The organism is Nocardioides koreensis, assembly GCF_039531775.1.
GTDB lineage: Bacteria > Actinomycetota > Actinomycetes > Propionibacteriales > Nocardioidaceae > Nocardioides > Nocardioides koreensis.
This window is the reverse complement of the sequence record NZ_BAAAQR010000009.1, coordinates 1-13555: the sequence shown is the minus strand read 5'-3', so window position 1 is coordinate 13555 and position 13555 is coordinate 1. Positions and strand designations below refer to the sequence as shown.

The window sequence follows — 13555 nt, the reverse complement described above, 5'->3', positions numbered from 1 at the left end:
GTCAGCGAAGCAGGTCGACCACGCCGCGGAGGTCGGGGAGCACCACGTGCGCCCCGGCCCTCGTGAGCTCGGGCTCGGTCCAGGTCGTGGTCACGCCGACCACCCGGCCGACGCCGGCGGCGACCGCGGCCGCGACGCCCGCGGGGGAGTCCTCGGCGGCCACGCAGTCGGCCGCGGACACCCCGAGGCGCTCGCACGCCAGCAGGAAGCCGGCCGGGTGCGGCTTGCCCTCGGTGACGTCCCGCGCGGTGACGACCACGTCGATGTGGTCGAGCACGCCGAGCCCCTCGCCGACAGCGAGCGAGACCCACGCCGGCCGGGCCGAGGTCACGATCGCGACCGGGATGCCGGCGGCGCCCGCCGTGTGCACCACGTCGTGGGCGCCCGGCACCGGCTCCGGGGTGGCGTCGTCGGGGACCCGGGCGCGGACCTCGGCGGCCAGCTCGTGCGGGTCGTGCTGCGACCAGGGCCCGGGCTCGACCGCGAAGACGTCCTCGGCCCGGCGGCCGGTGAAGATCCCGAGGTCGTCGATCACCCAGCCCCGGTCGGCGAGGAAGACGCGGTAGGCCTCGCGGTGCAGCGGCTCGGAGTCGACCAGCGTGCCGTCCAGGTCGAGCAGCAGCGCGGCCGGCCTCACGCGGTGACGGTGAACAGCACGTCGCCGACCTTCGCGACGGCGTCCGCGGCCGGGGCGGGCACCGAGCCCTTGGGCCGGTCCATGGCCACCACCGGCACGATCGTCGAGATGTCCTCGCCGCTGATCGTGGCCGGGTCCCAGCGCACCATCGGGTCACCCGCCGCGACGGTCGACCCCTGCTCGGCGAGGACCTCGAAGCCCACGCCGTCGAGCCGGACCGTGTTGATGCCGAGGTGCACCAGCACCCCGACCCCGTCGGCACCCAGCACGACGAACGCGTGCGGGTGGACCTTGACGACCTTGCCGGCGATCGGCGACACGACGGTCACCTTGCCGGGGTCGGGGTCGATGGCGACGCCGGGACCCACCATCTCCGAGGAGAAGACCGGGTCGGGGACCTCGGACATCGGCACCAGCCGTCCCGGGCAGGGGACCAGCACCTCGACCGGCCCCGCGGCAGCGGGAGCGGTCACATCAGGTCCTCGATGTCCTCGGCGAGCGTGTCCGCCTCGGGGCCGACGACGACCTGCACGACGTTGCCGGACTTCATCACGCCGTGCGCGCCGGCGCTCTTGAGCGCCTTCTCGTCGACCAGCGCACCGTCCTTGACCTCGGTGCGCAGGCGGGTGATGCACGGCTCGATCTCGACGACGTTGTCGGCGCCGCCGAGTCCGGCGAGGATCTGCTCGGCCTTGCTGTTCATGCGTTCTCCTTCGGGGTGGACGGGTCGGTGGCGGTGACCTTGGCCAGGCCGCGGGGGTTGTCGGGGTCCAGGCCCAGCGCGCGGGCGAGCCCCTCGACGACCAGCTGCGCCGGGACGATCGCGCCCAGCGGCGCCAGCGCCTCGGGGAGCTCGGGGCCTGGCACGTGCACGGCGCACGCGTCGGCGAACGCGGGGTCCCCGCCGATGCCGACCACCGTGGCGCCGCGGCCGGCGAGGTCGCCGGCGAGCTCGACCATCGGCTCCAGCAGCGGGCCGTCCGGCGCGGCGACGAGGACCGCGGTCATGCCGCTCGTCACCACCGAGATCGGGCCGTGCCGCAGGTCGGCGTAGGAGTAGCCGCGGACCGGCCGCAGGCAGGTCTCCTCCAGCTTCAGGGCCGTCTCGAGCGCGGTGCCCATCATCAGGCCGCGCCCGGACACCACGGCGTACGCCGCGTCCCGCAGCGCCGCGACCGCGGCGTCGACGCCCTGCGGGTCGTGCACCAGCCGGTCCACCTCGGCGGGCACCCGGTCCAGCTCCGCGTCGAGGACCCAGGGCTCCGGCGCGAGCGCGGTGCCGAGGACGGCCATCGCCACGAGCTGGGTCAGGTAGGTCTTGGTGGCCGGCACGGCCAGCTCGGGCCCGGCCTGCGTGATGAGCGCGAGGTCGGCGTACTCCGCCAGCGGAGAGCCCTCGACGTTGGTGACCGCGAGGGTCGCCGCGCCGTTCGTGCTGGCCCAGGCCTGGGTGTCGACGATCTCGGTGGTCGCCCCGGACTGCGAGACGCAGACGACCAGGGCGTCGGAGAGGTCCAGCCGGGACCGGTAGTGGGTGGCCACGCTGGGCGAGAGCAGGCTGCCGAGCATGCCGGCCCGGGTCTCGAGCAGGTAGCGCCCGTAGACGGCGGCGTTGTCGCTGGAGCCGCGCGCGGCGAACAGCACCTGCCGGCGGCCCTGGGCGAGCTGCCGGATCTCGGGCCTGGCCGGCAGCAGGCTCTCGAGGGTGAGGCGTACGGCGAGGGGCTGCTCGGCCACCTCGGCGGCCATCCGGCTGCTCACGCGATCTCCTCCTGACCTGTCCATTGCTCCGGCTGGGGGGCCTTGACATCCGCAGCGACCGTGACCATCCTCACAACTGGTACGGACCAGACCGTACCAGCGCCTCCAGTGGTCGTCGAGAGGTCCAGCTCCTTGTCCAGTACCCGTCCGGCCCGGGTCATCACCGATGGCCCCCGCCCCAAGCACGCGCAGCTGAGCGACGTGCTGGCCGACCTCGCGGTGCACGAGCTCGGCCCGGACGCGGCGATCCCCTCCGAGCGCGACCTGATGACGACGTACGACGTCTCGCGGGCCACGGTGCGCAAGGCGATCGACAGCCTCGTCGCCGACGGGCTGCTGCACCGGATCCACGGCAAGGGCACCTTCGTGGCCCGCCCGCGGCTCGAGAGCCGGCTGCACCTCGCGTCCTTCAGCCAGGACATGCGCCGGCGCGGGCTGACCCCGTCGACCCGGCTGCTGAGCATCGAGCTCGACGAGCCGCCCGCCGACGTCGCCAAGGCGCTGGACCTCAGCGCCGACGGCTCCGCGTGGCGGCTGGACCGGGTGCGGCTCGCGGACGGCCAGCCGATCGCGCTCGAGAACGGCTGGTACCCCCGCGCCTTGCTGCCCGGCCTGGACCGGCACGACCTGGGCGGCTCCCTGTACGGGCTGCTCGCCGACGTCTACGACCTCGCCATCGACAGCGCCGAGCAGACGCTGTGGGGCGAGACCGCCGACGCGGCGACCGCGCGCCGGCTCGACGCCCCCGTGAACACTCCCCTCCTGGTGTTCCGGCGCGTGTCGTACGCCGCCGGGCGGCCGCTGGAGTACGTCGTCTCCCGCTACCGCGGCGACCGCTACCAGCTCCACATGTCCCTGGGCCGGGACGACCTCGGCACCGCACGTGCGTCCACCCCAGCACCCGCCTCACCACAGAAGCAGGGAATCTCCGAAGGGAAGCAAGCGTGACCACCACAGACGCGTCCTCGGGCGCCACCCCCACCGAACGGCGCAGGTTCAACCTCGCCCCGGTCCAGAAGTTCGGCCGCAGCCTGATGCTGCCGATCGCCGCGCTGCCGGCGGCGGCGCTGCTGCTGCGGCTGGGTCAGGCGGACCTGCTCGGGGCCGACGGCCTCGGGTGGGACCACGTCGCGGCCGTGGTCGGCGCCGCGGGCAACGCGCTGTTCGCGAACCTGCCCCTGCTCTTCGCGGTCGGCGTCGCGATCGGCATGGCGCGGAAGGCGGACGGCTCGACCGCGCTCGCGGCCGTCGTGGGCTACCTCGTCTTCAAGGGCGTCGGCGACGCGATGTCGCCGTTCGTGCTCGGTGAGCCCGGTGAGGGCGAGACCCAGGAGCTGATCAACTACGGCGTCCTCGGCGGCATCGTGATCGGCCTCGCCGCGGGCTTCCTGTGGCAGAGGTACCACCGCATCAAGCTGCCTCCCTACCTCGCCTTCTTCGGCGGCCGGCGGTTCGTCCCGATCCTGATGTCGTTCGTCGCGATCGTGCTGTCGGTGCTGATGAGCCTGGTCTACCCAGCATTCAACTCCGGCCTGACCAGCCTCGGCGAGTGGGTCACCAACAACGACGTCATCGGCGGCTTCGTCTACGGCACGCTCAACCGCCTGCTGATCCCGCTCGGCCTGCACCACATCCTCAACAACCCGCCGTGGTTCACCTTCGGCTCCTACGAGGGATCCGCCGGAGTCGTGCACGGTGACATCCCGCGCTTCCTGGCCGGCGACCCGACCGCGGGTGCGTTCATGACCGGCTTCTTCCCGATCATGATGTTCGCGCTGCCGGCCGCCGCGCTGGCGATCTGGCACGAGGCCCGTCCGCAGCACAAGAAGGCCGTCGGCGGCATCATGCTCTCCGCCGCGCTGACCGCGTTCCTCACCGGTGTGACCGAGCCGCTGGAGTTCGCGTTCATGTTTGTCGCCTGGCCGCTCTACGTGATCCACGCGCTGCTCACCGGCACCTCGCTGGCGCTGGTGAACGCGCTCGGGATCAAGGACGGATTCGGGTTCTCAGCGGGCCTGTTCGACTACGTGCTCAACTTCAACATCGCGACGAAACCGCTGTGGCTGATCGTCATCGGACTGGGCTACGCCGCCCTCTACTACTTCCTGTTCCGGGCCGTGATCCGCAGGTGGAACCTGCGGACCCCGGGCCGCGAGGAGGAGGACGACGAGTCCGCCATCGAGGCCGACACGAGCGCCTGAGGATGCTCCTGTCTGCTGGTCGGGTGGTCACCCCGGCGCGGGTCTTCGCGCCGGGGTGGCTGCACGTCGAGGGGGAGCGGATCGCCGAGGTCGGACCGGGCGCACCGCCGCGTCCGGCCGACGTCGGGCTTCCTGCCGCCACGGTCGTGCCGGGGTTCGTCGACACCCACGTCCACGGGGGCGGGGGAGCGTCGTTCGACGGCGGCGACCAGGAGGCAGGCGCGACGGCGGTCCGCTCCCATCTGGTCCACGGCACGACCACGATGATGGCGAGCCTGGTGAGCGCGAGCCCGTCGTCCATGGCGGACTCGGTGGCCCGGCTCGCCGACCTCGTCGACGACGGCCTGCTCGCCGGCATCCACCTCGAGGGCCCGTGGCTGAGCCCGCGCTACGCCGGCGCGCACGACCCCGACCTGCTCACCGACCCCAAGCCCGAGCAGGTCGACGCGCTGCTGGAGGCCGGCCGCGGCCACGTCCGGATGGTGACGCTGGCCCCGGAGCTGACCGGCGGCCTCGACGCCATCCGGCGGCTCACCGCCGCCGGCGTGACGGCCGCGATCGGCCACACCGACGCGACGTACGACGTGGCGCGTGCCGCGCTCGACGCGGGCGCCGGCGTGGGCACCCACCTCTTCAACGCGATGCGCGGCCTGCACCACCGCGAGCCCGGACCGATCACGGCGCTGCTCGAGCACCCGGACGCGTACGTCGAGCTGGTCGCCGACGGCGTGCACGTGCACCCCGCGGTGCTCCGGCTCGCGGCCCGGGCCAAGCCGCACCTGACTGTGCTGGTGACCGACGCGATGGCCGCGGCCGCGGCCGCCGACGGCGACTACCGGCTCGGCCGGCTCACGGTGACCGTGCGCGAGGGCGTCGCCCGGCTGGCCGACACCGGCGCGATCGCCGGGTCGACGCTCACCATGGCGGCCGCCGTCCGCTACGCCGTCCAGGTCGCCGGGGTGCCGATCGAGGACGTGGTCCGCGCCGCCACCGCCTCGCCCGCCGCGCTGCACGGCCTGGAGCGGGTCGGCGCGCTGCGCCCCGGGTTCGACGCCGACCTCGTCGTCCTCGACGACGACCTGGCCGTCCAGCGGGTGATGCGGCGCGGGGTGTGGGTGACTGCTGCCTGAGCGACCTCGACGCCGGGTCAGGACAGGCCCACGATGGTCCCGTCGTCGAGCAGGTCGATCCGGGTGGCGGCCGGCGCGCTCGGCAGGCCGGGCATCGTCATCACGTCCCCGCAGACGAGGACCACGAAGCCCGCGCCCGCGGCGAGCCTGACCTCGCGCACGTGCAGGTCGTGACCGGTCGGCGCTCCGCGAAGCGTGGCGTCGGTCGAGAACGAGTACTGCGTCTTGGCGACGCAGACCGGCAGCCTGCCGTAGCCGTCCGCCTCGAGACGGTCGAGTCGTCGCTTGGCTTTGCCGTCCCACGTCACGCTGGACGCTCCGTAGAGCCGATGGGCCAGTGTCTCCGCCTTCTCCTTGAGCGGGAGTCCGTCGGGGTAGGTGAAGGAGAACGCCGAGGGGTCGGCGTCCTCCAGCAGGTCGAGCACGCCCTTCGCCAGGTCGGTCGCGCCGGCGCCCCCGTCGACGAAGTGAGTGGCCGGATGGGTCCGGACCCCGAGGCCATCGACCAGCTCGACCACCCGGGCCACCTCCGTGTCCGTGTCGGTCGGAAACCGGTTGAGCGCCACCACGCACGGGATCCCGTAGACCTCACGGACGTTGCGCAGGTGCCGCTCGAGGTTCTCCATGCCGCGCTCCACGGCACCTGGATCCTCCCGCCCGAGGTCGGGCACGTCCACCCCGCCGTGGAACTTGAGCGCCCGGACCGTGGCAACCAACACCGCGGCATCGGGACGGAGCCCGGACTTGCGGCACTTGATGTCGACGAACTTCTCCGCACCGAGGTCGGCCCCGAAGCCGGCCTCCGTGACGACGTAGTCGGCCAGCCGCAGCGCCGCCCGGGTGGCGATGACTGAGCTGCATCCGTGCGCGATGTTCGCGAACGGTCCACCGTGCACGAACGCCGGGGTGTGCTCCAGCGTCTGCACCAGGTTGGGCGCGAGCGCGTCCCGCAACAGCACCGCCATCGCGCCGTGGGCGTCGAGCTCTCGGGCTGTGACCGGCTTCTTCTCCCGGGTGTGGCCGACGACGATGTCGCCGATTCGGCGCTTGAGGTCGGCCCAGGACTCGGTCAGGCAGAAGATCGCCATCAGCTCGGAGGCCACCACGATGTCGAAGCCATCCTCGCGTGGGTAGCCGTTCGAGGGGCCGCCGAGTCCGACCACCACGTTCCGAAGCGCCCGGTCGTTGAGGTCGAGCACCCGCTTCCAGTCCACAGACCGGACGTCGATGCCCAGCGCGTTGCCATGCTGGACGTGGTTGTCCAGCAACGCCGCCAGCAGGTTGTTCGCTGCCGCGATCGCCGCGAAGTCACCGGTGAAGTGCAAGTTGATGTCGGTCATCGGCACCACCTGTGCCCATCCGCCGCCTGCCGCGCCGCCCTTCATGCCGAAGACCGGACCCATCGACGGTTCGCGCAGGCAGGCCATCGTCCTCAGCCCCAGCCCTCGCAACGCGTCAGCCAGCCCGACCGTGGTCGTCGTCTTGCCCTCGCCCGCCGGCGTCGGGGAGAGCGCTGTCATCAAGATCAGCTTGCCGAGCGGCCGGCTCTCGAGGGACTGGAGATAGCCGAGGTCCACCTTCGCCTTGTGGTGGCCGTAAGGCACCAGGTGGACCGGATCGATCCCGAGCTCATCATGGGCGACCTGGGTGATGGGGTGCAGCTCAGCGGCGTTCGCGATCTCGATGTCCGACAGCACTCAGGCCCTCTCCTTCGTGACGCCCATGCGCCGCAGTAGTCGAGAGCGGACCTCGGAGTCCGGCAGCCGGCTCAGATTGGACTCCACGTTCATCCTCGCGATGGCGGAGCCTGCCCTGGCCACCTCACCGGCCGCGACCAGGTCGGAGAGCAGCCCGGCCCGGGCCGCGGGTCGCAGCAGATCGATCAGGACCAGCACCTCGATCGCGGTCTCGACGACTTGCGCCTGCGGCTCGGACGCACCCAGGAGCGCTGCGCCGATGGCTGAGCGCCGCTCCTCGTCGTCAGGCGACACTCCGTGGGGAAGTGCCCACGCTTCGGCCACGGCACCGAAGGCCCGCTCGTCGTCGACCGCCAGCTGTTGCGCCCGGCTGACGAGCCGTTGCGCCCGCTCGACCAGCGCGGGGGCCTCGCAGTAACGCGCCACCATCGCCACGAGGGCCGCGGCCTGGGCGGTGCACAGGGCTGCGACCGAGCCACCCGCCGGGGTCGGTGTCCGGGCGGCGAGACGGCCCAGGAAGTCGGCGACCGTCCCGGCGTCCACATCAGCGTCGCGCACCACAAGCCCACGCTAGTGCCGCGCGCGCCCGGCGCAAGCCCCTCCGGGCCGACAGCCTCGCTCGTCCGGCGGCGGCTACTCGTCCCCGGTGAGGTTGAACGCTCGGAGCCGGCGCCCGGTCAGCCACACGCCGAGCACGATGACGACCACGTTCGCGACCAGGGCGTACCCCATCCCCAGGCCGTCGACGAGGGGCACGTCGGCGACGGGCTCGGCGATCGCGGCGGACCAGCGGCTGACACTGAGCCACCGGACCCCGTCGAGCAGGCCGCCGAGCAGGCTCTCCCAGATCAACAGGTAGATCAGGCCGACCACGACGGCGTGCCGGGTCAGCACCGAGAGCAGGGCGAAGAGCGCGCAGTAGGCGAGGCCGCCGGCGAGCGCCCCGAGGGCGAACCCGAGCCCGAACGCCGGATCGCCGGTGCGCAGGACCAGGCCCGCCGCCAGGACGGGGACGACGGCGAAGGCCACCACGCAGGCCGCCGCCACCGCAAGCTTGCTCAGGACGATGGTGTAGCGCGAGATCGGCTTGGCGAGCAGGTAGGAGATCGACCCGTCGTCGATCTCCGGCGCCAGCAGCCCGGTGGTCGCGAGGAGGGCCACCAGTGGCACGACCACGACCAGCCCCAGGCCGTAGAGCGTGTGCCGGGCGGCCAGCTCGTCCTCGCCGACGAGCAGGCGGACCAGCACGGCCAGCCCGACGAGCACGGCCGGGAGCACGAACAGCAGCACACCCCGGCGCCGGCCGAAGACGCTCTGGACCCCGATCCGCGCGACGGTCGTCGAGAAGGCGACGCTCATGCCGACACCAGGTAGGCGAAGACGCTCTCCAGCGACTCGTCGGTGGGTGTGACCTCGAGCAGCCGGATCCCGTGGTCGCGGGCCAGGCGCGGCAGGACCTGGCTGAACCGGCCGAAGTCGGACGCCTCGATCTCGATGCCGCCCTCGGGCCGCAGCCGGGCGCCGCGGACCGAGTCGTCGGCCAGCAGGGCGGAGGCCATCGTCCGGTCGTCGTCGGTGCGGAGCACGAAACGGTTGGGCCGGTCGGTCATCAGCCGCCGGATCGCCCCGAAGTCACCGGAGGCGGCGTGCCGGCCCGCCACGACGACCTCGATCTGGCGCGCCACCTGCTCGACCTCCTCGAGGATGTGGGAGCTGAAGAGCACGGTGCGGCCCTCGGCGCCCATCGTGCGCAGCAGCTCCATCAGGTGCATCCGCTGGCGGGGATCCATGCCGTTGAAGGGCTCGTCGAGCAGGAGCACCGACGGGTCGTGGACCAGCGAGGACGCCATCTTGATCCGCTGCCGCATCCCCTTGGAGTACGTCGAGATCGTCCGGTCCTGTGCGTCCGTCATCTCGACCAGGGCGATCGACGCCTGCGCCGCGGCACCCGGGTCGGCCAGCCCGTGCAGCTCGGCGTTCGCGACCACGAACTGCCGCCCGGTCAGGTAGTCGAAGAGCGCCTCGCGCTCGGGGACCAGGCCGATCTTGCGGTAGACCGCCTCGTTGCGCCACAGCGGCTCGCCGTCCAGGGTGACCGTGCCGGTCGAGGGTGCGAGGAACCCGGACATCATCGCGATCAGCGTCGACTTGCCGGCGCCGTTCGGACCGAGCAGCCCGGTCACGCCGGGCCCGATGGTCATGGAGACGTCGTTGACGGCGACGACGTTGCGGTACCACCGCGACACGTGCTCCAGCACGATGGTGCTCATGCGGGGTCCCCGCGGAAGCGTGAGCGCAGCGAGCGGTTTCGTGGGGTGTTCATGCTGCCACCTTCCGGTAGCGGGCCAGCATGGCGCCGACCGAGCCGACGACCACGACCGCGGTGGTGGCGAGGTAGAGGAGCCCCATGCCGGCGCCCGAGGGTGGGGTGGCCGTCGCCTCCGGTGCGTCGAAGAGGACGACCTGGACACCGTTGACCAGGGTGTACGGCGAGAACAGGCCGGCGACCTGGCCGACCGTCCCGTGGCCGGAGTCCAGGGAGATCCCCTGGATCGTGGAGACGACCGTGTAGCTGACCAGCAGCACGACGATCACGGCGGCCACCGCGAGCCCCCGGCGGATGGTCAGCGCGGAGACCAGCGCGGCCAGGCCGGACAGGCACGCCGCCAGCAGCGCCGCCCCGACCAGGGCGCCGAGCACCCTCCCGGTCTCCCGGCCGAGCGGGAGCCCGGCGAGCAGGCCACCGACGTACATCAGCAGCAGCGGCGCGGCGACCAGCACGAACGTCGCGACCGTCAGCGACGCCAGGCGCACCAGGACGTACGTCGTGCGCCGCATCGGGCGTGCGAGGTAGAGCGTGATGGTCCGGAACCGGAGGTCGCGGGAGATGAGCGCGGGTGCCTGGGAGGCGACGAAGACCGAGATCAGCAGCTGGGTGGTGATCGGGTAGGTGGAGTAGGCGACGATCTGGTCGTCGAGGCCGAGCAGGTTCTTCGCCTGCACCAGGACGCCCACCAGGATCAGGGCCGGCAGCAGCATCACGCCGAGGAGGATCATCGGCAGCACCTTGGAGCGGCCCGACCTGCCGAGGCCGTAGCTGTTGCGCAGCCCGGTGACGAAGAAGGCCCGGGCGACGGCCGGCTCCCCGAGCCGGGGCCCGGTGTAGGACCGGTAGCCGAGGTCGTGGATGACGGCGGTGCTCGGCGGCAACGGCGACGGAGTGGTGGGCACCGGCTCCTCAGACGGGCTGGACACTGCCGGCACCTCCCTCGCGGAAGACGTCCTCGATGCGGTGGTGCCGCTCCTGCATCCGGACCAGGCCGAGCCCGAGGTCGACGACCAGGTCGCGCACGACGTCGCGGGTCAGCTGGTCGTGCACCTCCACCTCAACCATGCGGCCCTCGGCGGGCCGGGCGCGCAGGCCGGCGTCGACCAGGGCCTGCCCGAGCAGCCGATCGGCGTCCGGCTCGCCCTGGACCTCGACCAGCAGGGTTCCGGTCGTGTGCAGGAACTCCGTCGTCGCCGAGGACCGCAGCAGGCGCCCGCTGTCGAGGACGACGACGTGGTCGCTGACCCGCTCGAGCTCGCCGAGCAGGTGGGAGGTGACCAGGACCGCGATCCCGAACTCGGTGCCGATCCGGCGGACCAGCGCGAGCATGTCGTCGCGAGAGGACGGGTCGAGGCCGTTGGTCGGCTCGTCGAGCAGCACCAGTCGCGGGTCGTGGACGAGCGCCTGGGCCAGCTTGGCGCGCTGCTTCATGCCGGTCGAGTAGCCGCCGATCGGGCGGTAGCGCTCCTCGGCGAGCCCGACGTGGCGGAGCACGTCGGAGGCACGCTCACGGGCCGCGGCGTACGGCAGTCCGGACATCTGCCCGAGGTGGACGACCAGGTCGCTCGCCGACACGTCGGCCGGCAGGCAGTCGTGCTCCGGCATGTAGCCCACGAGCGAACGGATCAGCCCGCCCTCGGTGGCGACGTCGTGCCCGAGGACGGTGGCGGTCCCGCTCGTCGCCGGGAGCAGCCCGAGCAGGATCTTGATCAGCGTCGACTTGCCCGCGCCGTTGGCGCCGACGAGCCCGGTCACGCCCTCCCCGACGCGCACGTCGAGGCCGTCGAGGGCGGTCACGCGCGGGTACCGCATCGTCAGACCCGCGGTTTCGATGACCCCCACGACATCAACGTAACCGCTCGCGCCTCCCGCGACCCGCGAACGCGAGGGTCGGAAGGTGCCTCAGCCCAGCGCCGCGCTGACGACCTCGCGGGCCTCCTCCTGGACCTGGGCGAGGTGGTCGGGGCCGCGGAACGACTCGGCGTAGATCTTGTAGACGTCCTCCGTCCCCGACGGCCGCGCCGCGAACCACGCCGACTCGGTGACCACCTTGAGCCCGCCGATCTTCGCGCCGTTGCCGGGCGCCTCGGTGAGCTTGGCGGTGATCTCCTCTCCGGCGAGCTCGGTGGCCTTCACGTCGTCCGGCGACAGTGCGGCCAGCTTGGCCTTCTGGTCGCGGTCGGCCGGGGCGTCGATGCGCGCGTACGCCGGGTCGCCGTGCCGCTCGACCAGCGCGGCGTAGTGCTCCGAGGGCGTCTTGCCGGTCGTCGCCCGGATCTCCGAGGCGAGCAGCGCCAGCAGGATGCCGTCCTTGTCCGTGGTCCACGTGGTGCCGTCGGTGCGCAGGAACGACGCGCCCGCGGACTCCTCGCCGCCGAAGCCGAACGAGCCGTCGATCAGCCCCGGCACGAACCACTTGAACCCGACCGGGACCTCCACCATCGGCTTGTCGAGCGAGGCGGCCACCCGGTCGATCATCGAGGAGGAGACCAGCGTCTTGCCGATCCGGGCGGACGCCGGCCAGTCCGGGCGAGCGCCACCGAAGAGGTACCCGATCGCCACCGCGAGGAAGTGGTTCGGGTTCATCAGCCCGGCGTCCGGGGTGACGATGCCGTGCCGGTCGGAGTCGGCGTCGTTGCCGGTCGCGATGTCGTACTCGTCCTTGCGCCGGATCAGCGAGGCCATCGCGTTCGGGGAGGAGCAGTCCATCCGGATCTTGCCGTCCCAGTCCAGCGTCATGAAGTGCCAGGTCGCGTCGACCAGCGGGTTGACGACGGTCAGGTCCAGGCCGTGCCGCTCGGCGATCTCGCCCCAGTAGGCGACGCTCGCGCCGCCCAGCGGGTCCGCGCCGATCCGCACCCCGGCGCCGCGGATCGCGGCGAGGTCGAGCACGTTCGGCAGGTCGTCGACGTAGGTGCCCAGGAAGTCGTACGACGACGCGGCCGCGCGCGCCCGGGCGAACGGGATCCGCCGTACGCCCGTCAGCCCGCCCTTGATCAGCTCGTTGGCGCGCGCGGCGATCACCGAGGTCGCGTCGGTGTCGGCCGGGCCGCCGTGCGGCGGGTTGTACTTGAAGCCCCCGTCGCTCGGGGGGTTGTGCGACGGGGTCACCACGATGCCGTCGGCGAGCCCGCTCCCGGTGGTCGAGCCGGACGAGGCCTTGCCCCGGTTGGCGCGCAGGATCGCGTGGGACACCGCCGGCGTGGGCGTGTAGCCGTCGCGGTCGTCGACCAGCACGGTCACGTCGTTCGCGGCCAGCACCTCCAGCGCGGTCGCCCACGCCGGCTCGGAGAGTCCGTGGGTGTCGCGCCCGATGAACAGCGGCCCGTCGTACCCCTGCTCGCGCCGGTAGTCGCAGATCGCCTGGGTGGTCGCGAGGATGTGCGTCTCGTTGAACGCCGTCCTGAGCGAGCTGCCGCGGTGTCCGCTGGTGCCGAAGGCAACCTGCTGGTCGACGTCGTCGGGATCGGGGACCCCGGTGTAGTACGCCGTCACCAGGTGGGAGACGTCGACGAGGTCCGAGGGCTCGGCGGGCTGTCCTGCGCGGGGGTCGGCCATGCGGTCATCATGCCGGGTGAGTGAGTGTGGGGACACCGGGATCGGTTCGGGGGTTGTCGATCTGGTGGGTTGAGTTCTCCGGCGGGGGCCGGATTCACCGGCGGGGGCCGGGCTGTCTTTCGGCGGGGTCTCGGGGTCTCATCGGTGGGGTCGGCTGCGCGGGCAGGGCGCCGTCGCTTGCTTCGCCGTTGGCGCCGCAGCGTCGTCTGCTTGGGGTTGCGCGCCGTGGCGGCGCCCCCCGG

14 protein-coding genes are annotated in these 13555 nt (G+C 72.5%); 3 read left to right on the top strand and 11 right to left on the bottom strand.

Translation table 11 applies throughout. The annotated features are described in order from the left end of the window. Nucleotide 1: 1 nt before the first annotated feature. From ABD268_RS14520 to ABD268_RS14505, 4 genes are read right to left on the bottom strand one after another with little or no spacing between them, the layout of a single operon-like run. Entirely contained in the window at nucleotides 2-637 is a 636-nt protein-coding gene (locus tag ABD268_RS14520; RefSeq protein ID WP_344153512.1) for an HAD family hydrolase, read from the bottom strand. Then, the gene (locus ABD268_RS14515; protein ID WP_344153509.1) at nucleotides 634-1110 is read right to left on the bottom strand and encodes a PTS sugar transporter subunit IIA; all 477 of its coding nucleotides are present in this window, start codon (nucleotides 1108-1110) and stop codon (nucleotides 634-636) included. Before ABD268_RS14515 ends, ABD268_RS14520 begins: the two co-directional genes overlap by 4 nt. Then, on the bottom strand, nucleotides 1107-1340 hold the full coding sequence (locus ABD268_RS14510; RefSeq protein ID WP_344153506.1) for a PTS sugar transporter subunit IIB: 234 nt from the start codon (nucleotides 1338-1340) through the stop codon (nucleotides 1107-1109). Before ABD268_RS14510 ends, ABD268_RS14515 begins: the two co-directional genes overlap by 4 nt. Further along, nucleotides 1337-2398 carry an SIS domain-containing protein gene (locus ABD268_RS14505; RefSeq protein ID WP_344153503.1) on the bottom strand — a complete coding sequence of 354 codons (1062 nt, stop codon included), beginning with the start codon at nucleotides 2396-2398 and terminating at the stop codon, nucleotides 1337-1339. The genes ABD268_RS14510 and ABD268_RS14505 overlap by 4 nt, the downstream gene beginning before the upstream one ends. A gap of 132 nt (nucleotides 2399-2530) precedes the next feature. Here ABD268_RS14505 and ABD268_RS14500 point away from each other — a divergent pair, with 132 nt between their 5' ends. Genes ABD268_RS14500 through nagA form a run of 3 tightly spaced genes read left to right on the top strand, consistent with a single transcriptional unit; the run spans nucleotide 2531 to nucleotide 5729 of the window. Continuing rightward, nucleotides 2531-3346 carry a GntR family transcriptional regulator gene (locus tag ABD268_RS14500; RefSeq protein WP_344153500.1) on the top strand — a complete coding sequence of 272 codons (816 nt, stop codon included), beginning with the start codon at nucleotides 2531-2533 and terminating at the stop codon, nucleotides 3344-3346. Further along, the gene (locus tag ABD268_RS14495) at nucleotides 3343-4599 is read left to right on the top strand and encodes a PTS transporter subunit EIIC (protein ID WP_344153497.1); all 1257 of its coding nucleotides are present in this window, start codon (nucleotides 3343-3345) and stop codon (nucleotides 4597-4599) included. Before ABD268_RS14500 ends, ABD268_RS14495 begins: the two co-directional genes overlap by 4 nt. 2 nt (nucleotides 4600-4601) lie before the next feature. Further along, nucleotides 4602-5729: an N-acetylglucosamine-6-phosphate deacetylase gene (gene nagA / locus ABD268_RS14490; protein ID WP_344153489.1), complete on the top strand. Its 1128-nt coding sequence runs from the start codon at nucleotides 4602-4604 to the stop codon at nucleotides 5727-5729. Between the two features lie 17 nt (nucleotides 5730-5746). Here nagA and ABD268_RS14485 read toward each other — a convergent pair whose 3' ends face one another. From ABD268_RS14485 to pgm, 7 genes are all read right to left on the bottom strand, one after another. Continuing rightward, a complete protein-coding gene (locus ABD268_RS14485; protein ID WP_344153486.1) occupies nucleotides 5747-7426 on the bottom strand; it encodes a formate--tetrahydrofolate ligase in 1680 nt (559 codons plus the stop codon). After that, nucleotides 7427-7984: a cyclodeaminase/cyclohydrolase family protein gene (locus ABD268_RS14480; RefSeq protein WP_344153483.1), complete on the bottom strand. Its 558-nt coding sequence runs from the start codon at nucleotides 7982-7984 to the stop codon at nucleotides 7427-7429. A gap of 75 nt (nucleotides 7985-8059) precedes the next feature. Further along, nucleotides 8060-8785 carry an ABC transporter permease subunit gene (locus ABD268_RS14475; protein ID WP_344153480.1) on the bottom strand — a complete coding sequence of 242 codons (726 nt, stop codon included), beginning with the start codon at nucleotides 8783-8785 and terminating at the stop codon, nucleotides 8060-8062. Beyond that, complete coding sequence (locus ABD268_RS14470) at nucleotides 8782-9696, bottom strand: ABC transporter ATP-binding protein (RefSeq protein ID WP_344153477.1); 915 nt, start codon at nucleotides 9694-9696, stop codon at nucleotides 8782-8784. The genes ABD268_RS14475 and ABD268_RS14470 overlap by 4 nt, the downstream gene beginning before the upstream one ends. 49 nt (nucleotides 9697-9745) lie before the next feature. After that, complete coding sequence (locus ABD268_RS14465; RefSeq protein WP_344153474.1) at nucleotides 9746-10681, bottom strand: ABC transporter permease; 936 nt, start codon at nucleotides 10679-10681, stop codon at nucleotides 9746-9748. Next, the gene (locus ABD268_RS14460; protein WP_344153471.1) at nucleotides 10665-11597 is read right to left on the bottom strand and encodes an ABC transporter ATP-binding protein; all 933 of its coding nucleotides are present in this window, start codon (nucleotides 11595-11597) and stop codon (nucleotides 10665-10667) included. Before ABD268_RS14460 ends, ABD268_RS14465 begins: the two co-directional genes overlap by 17 nt. Before the next feature lie 60 nt (nucleotides 11598-11657). Further along, complete coding sequence (gene pgm, locus ABD268_RS14455; protein ID WP_344153468.1) at nucleotides 11658-13313, bottom strand: phosphoglucomutase (alpha-D-glucose-1,6-bisphosphate-dependent); 1656 nt, start codon at nucleotides 13311-13313, stop codon at nucleotides 11658-11660. Nucleotides 13314-13555: the final 242 nt, after the last annotated feature.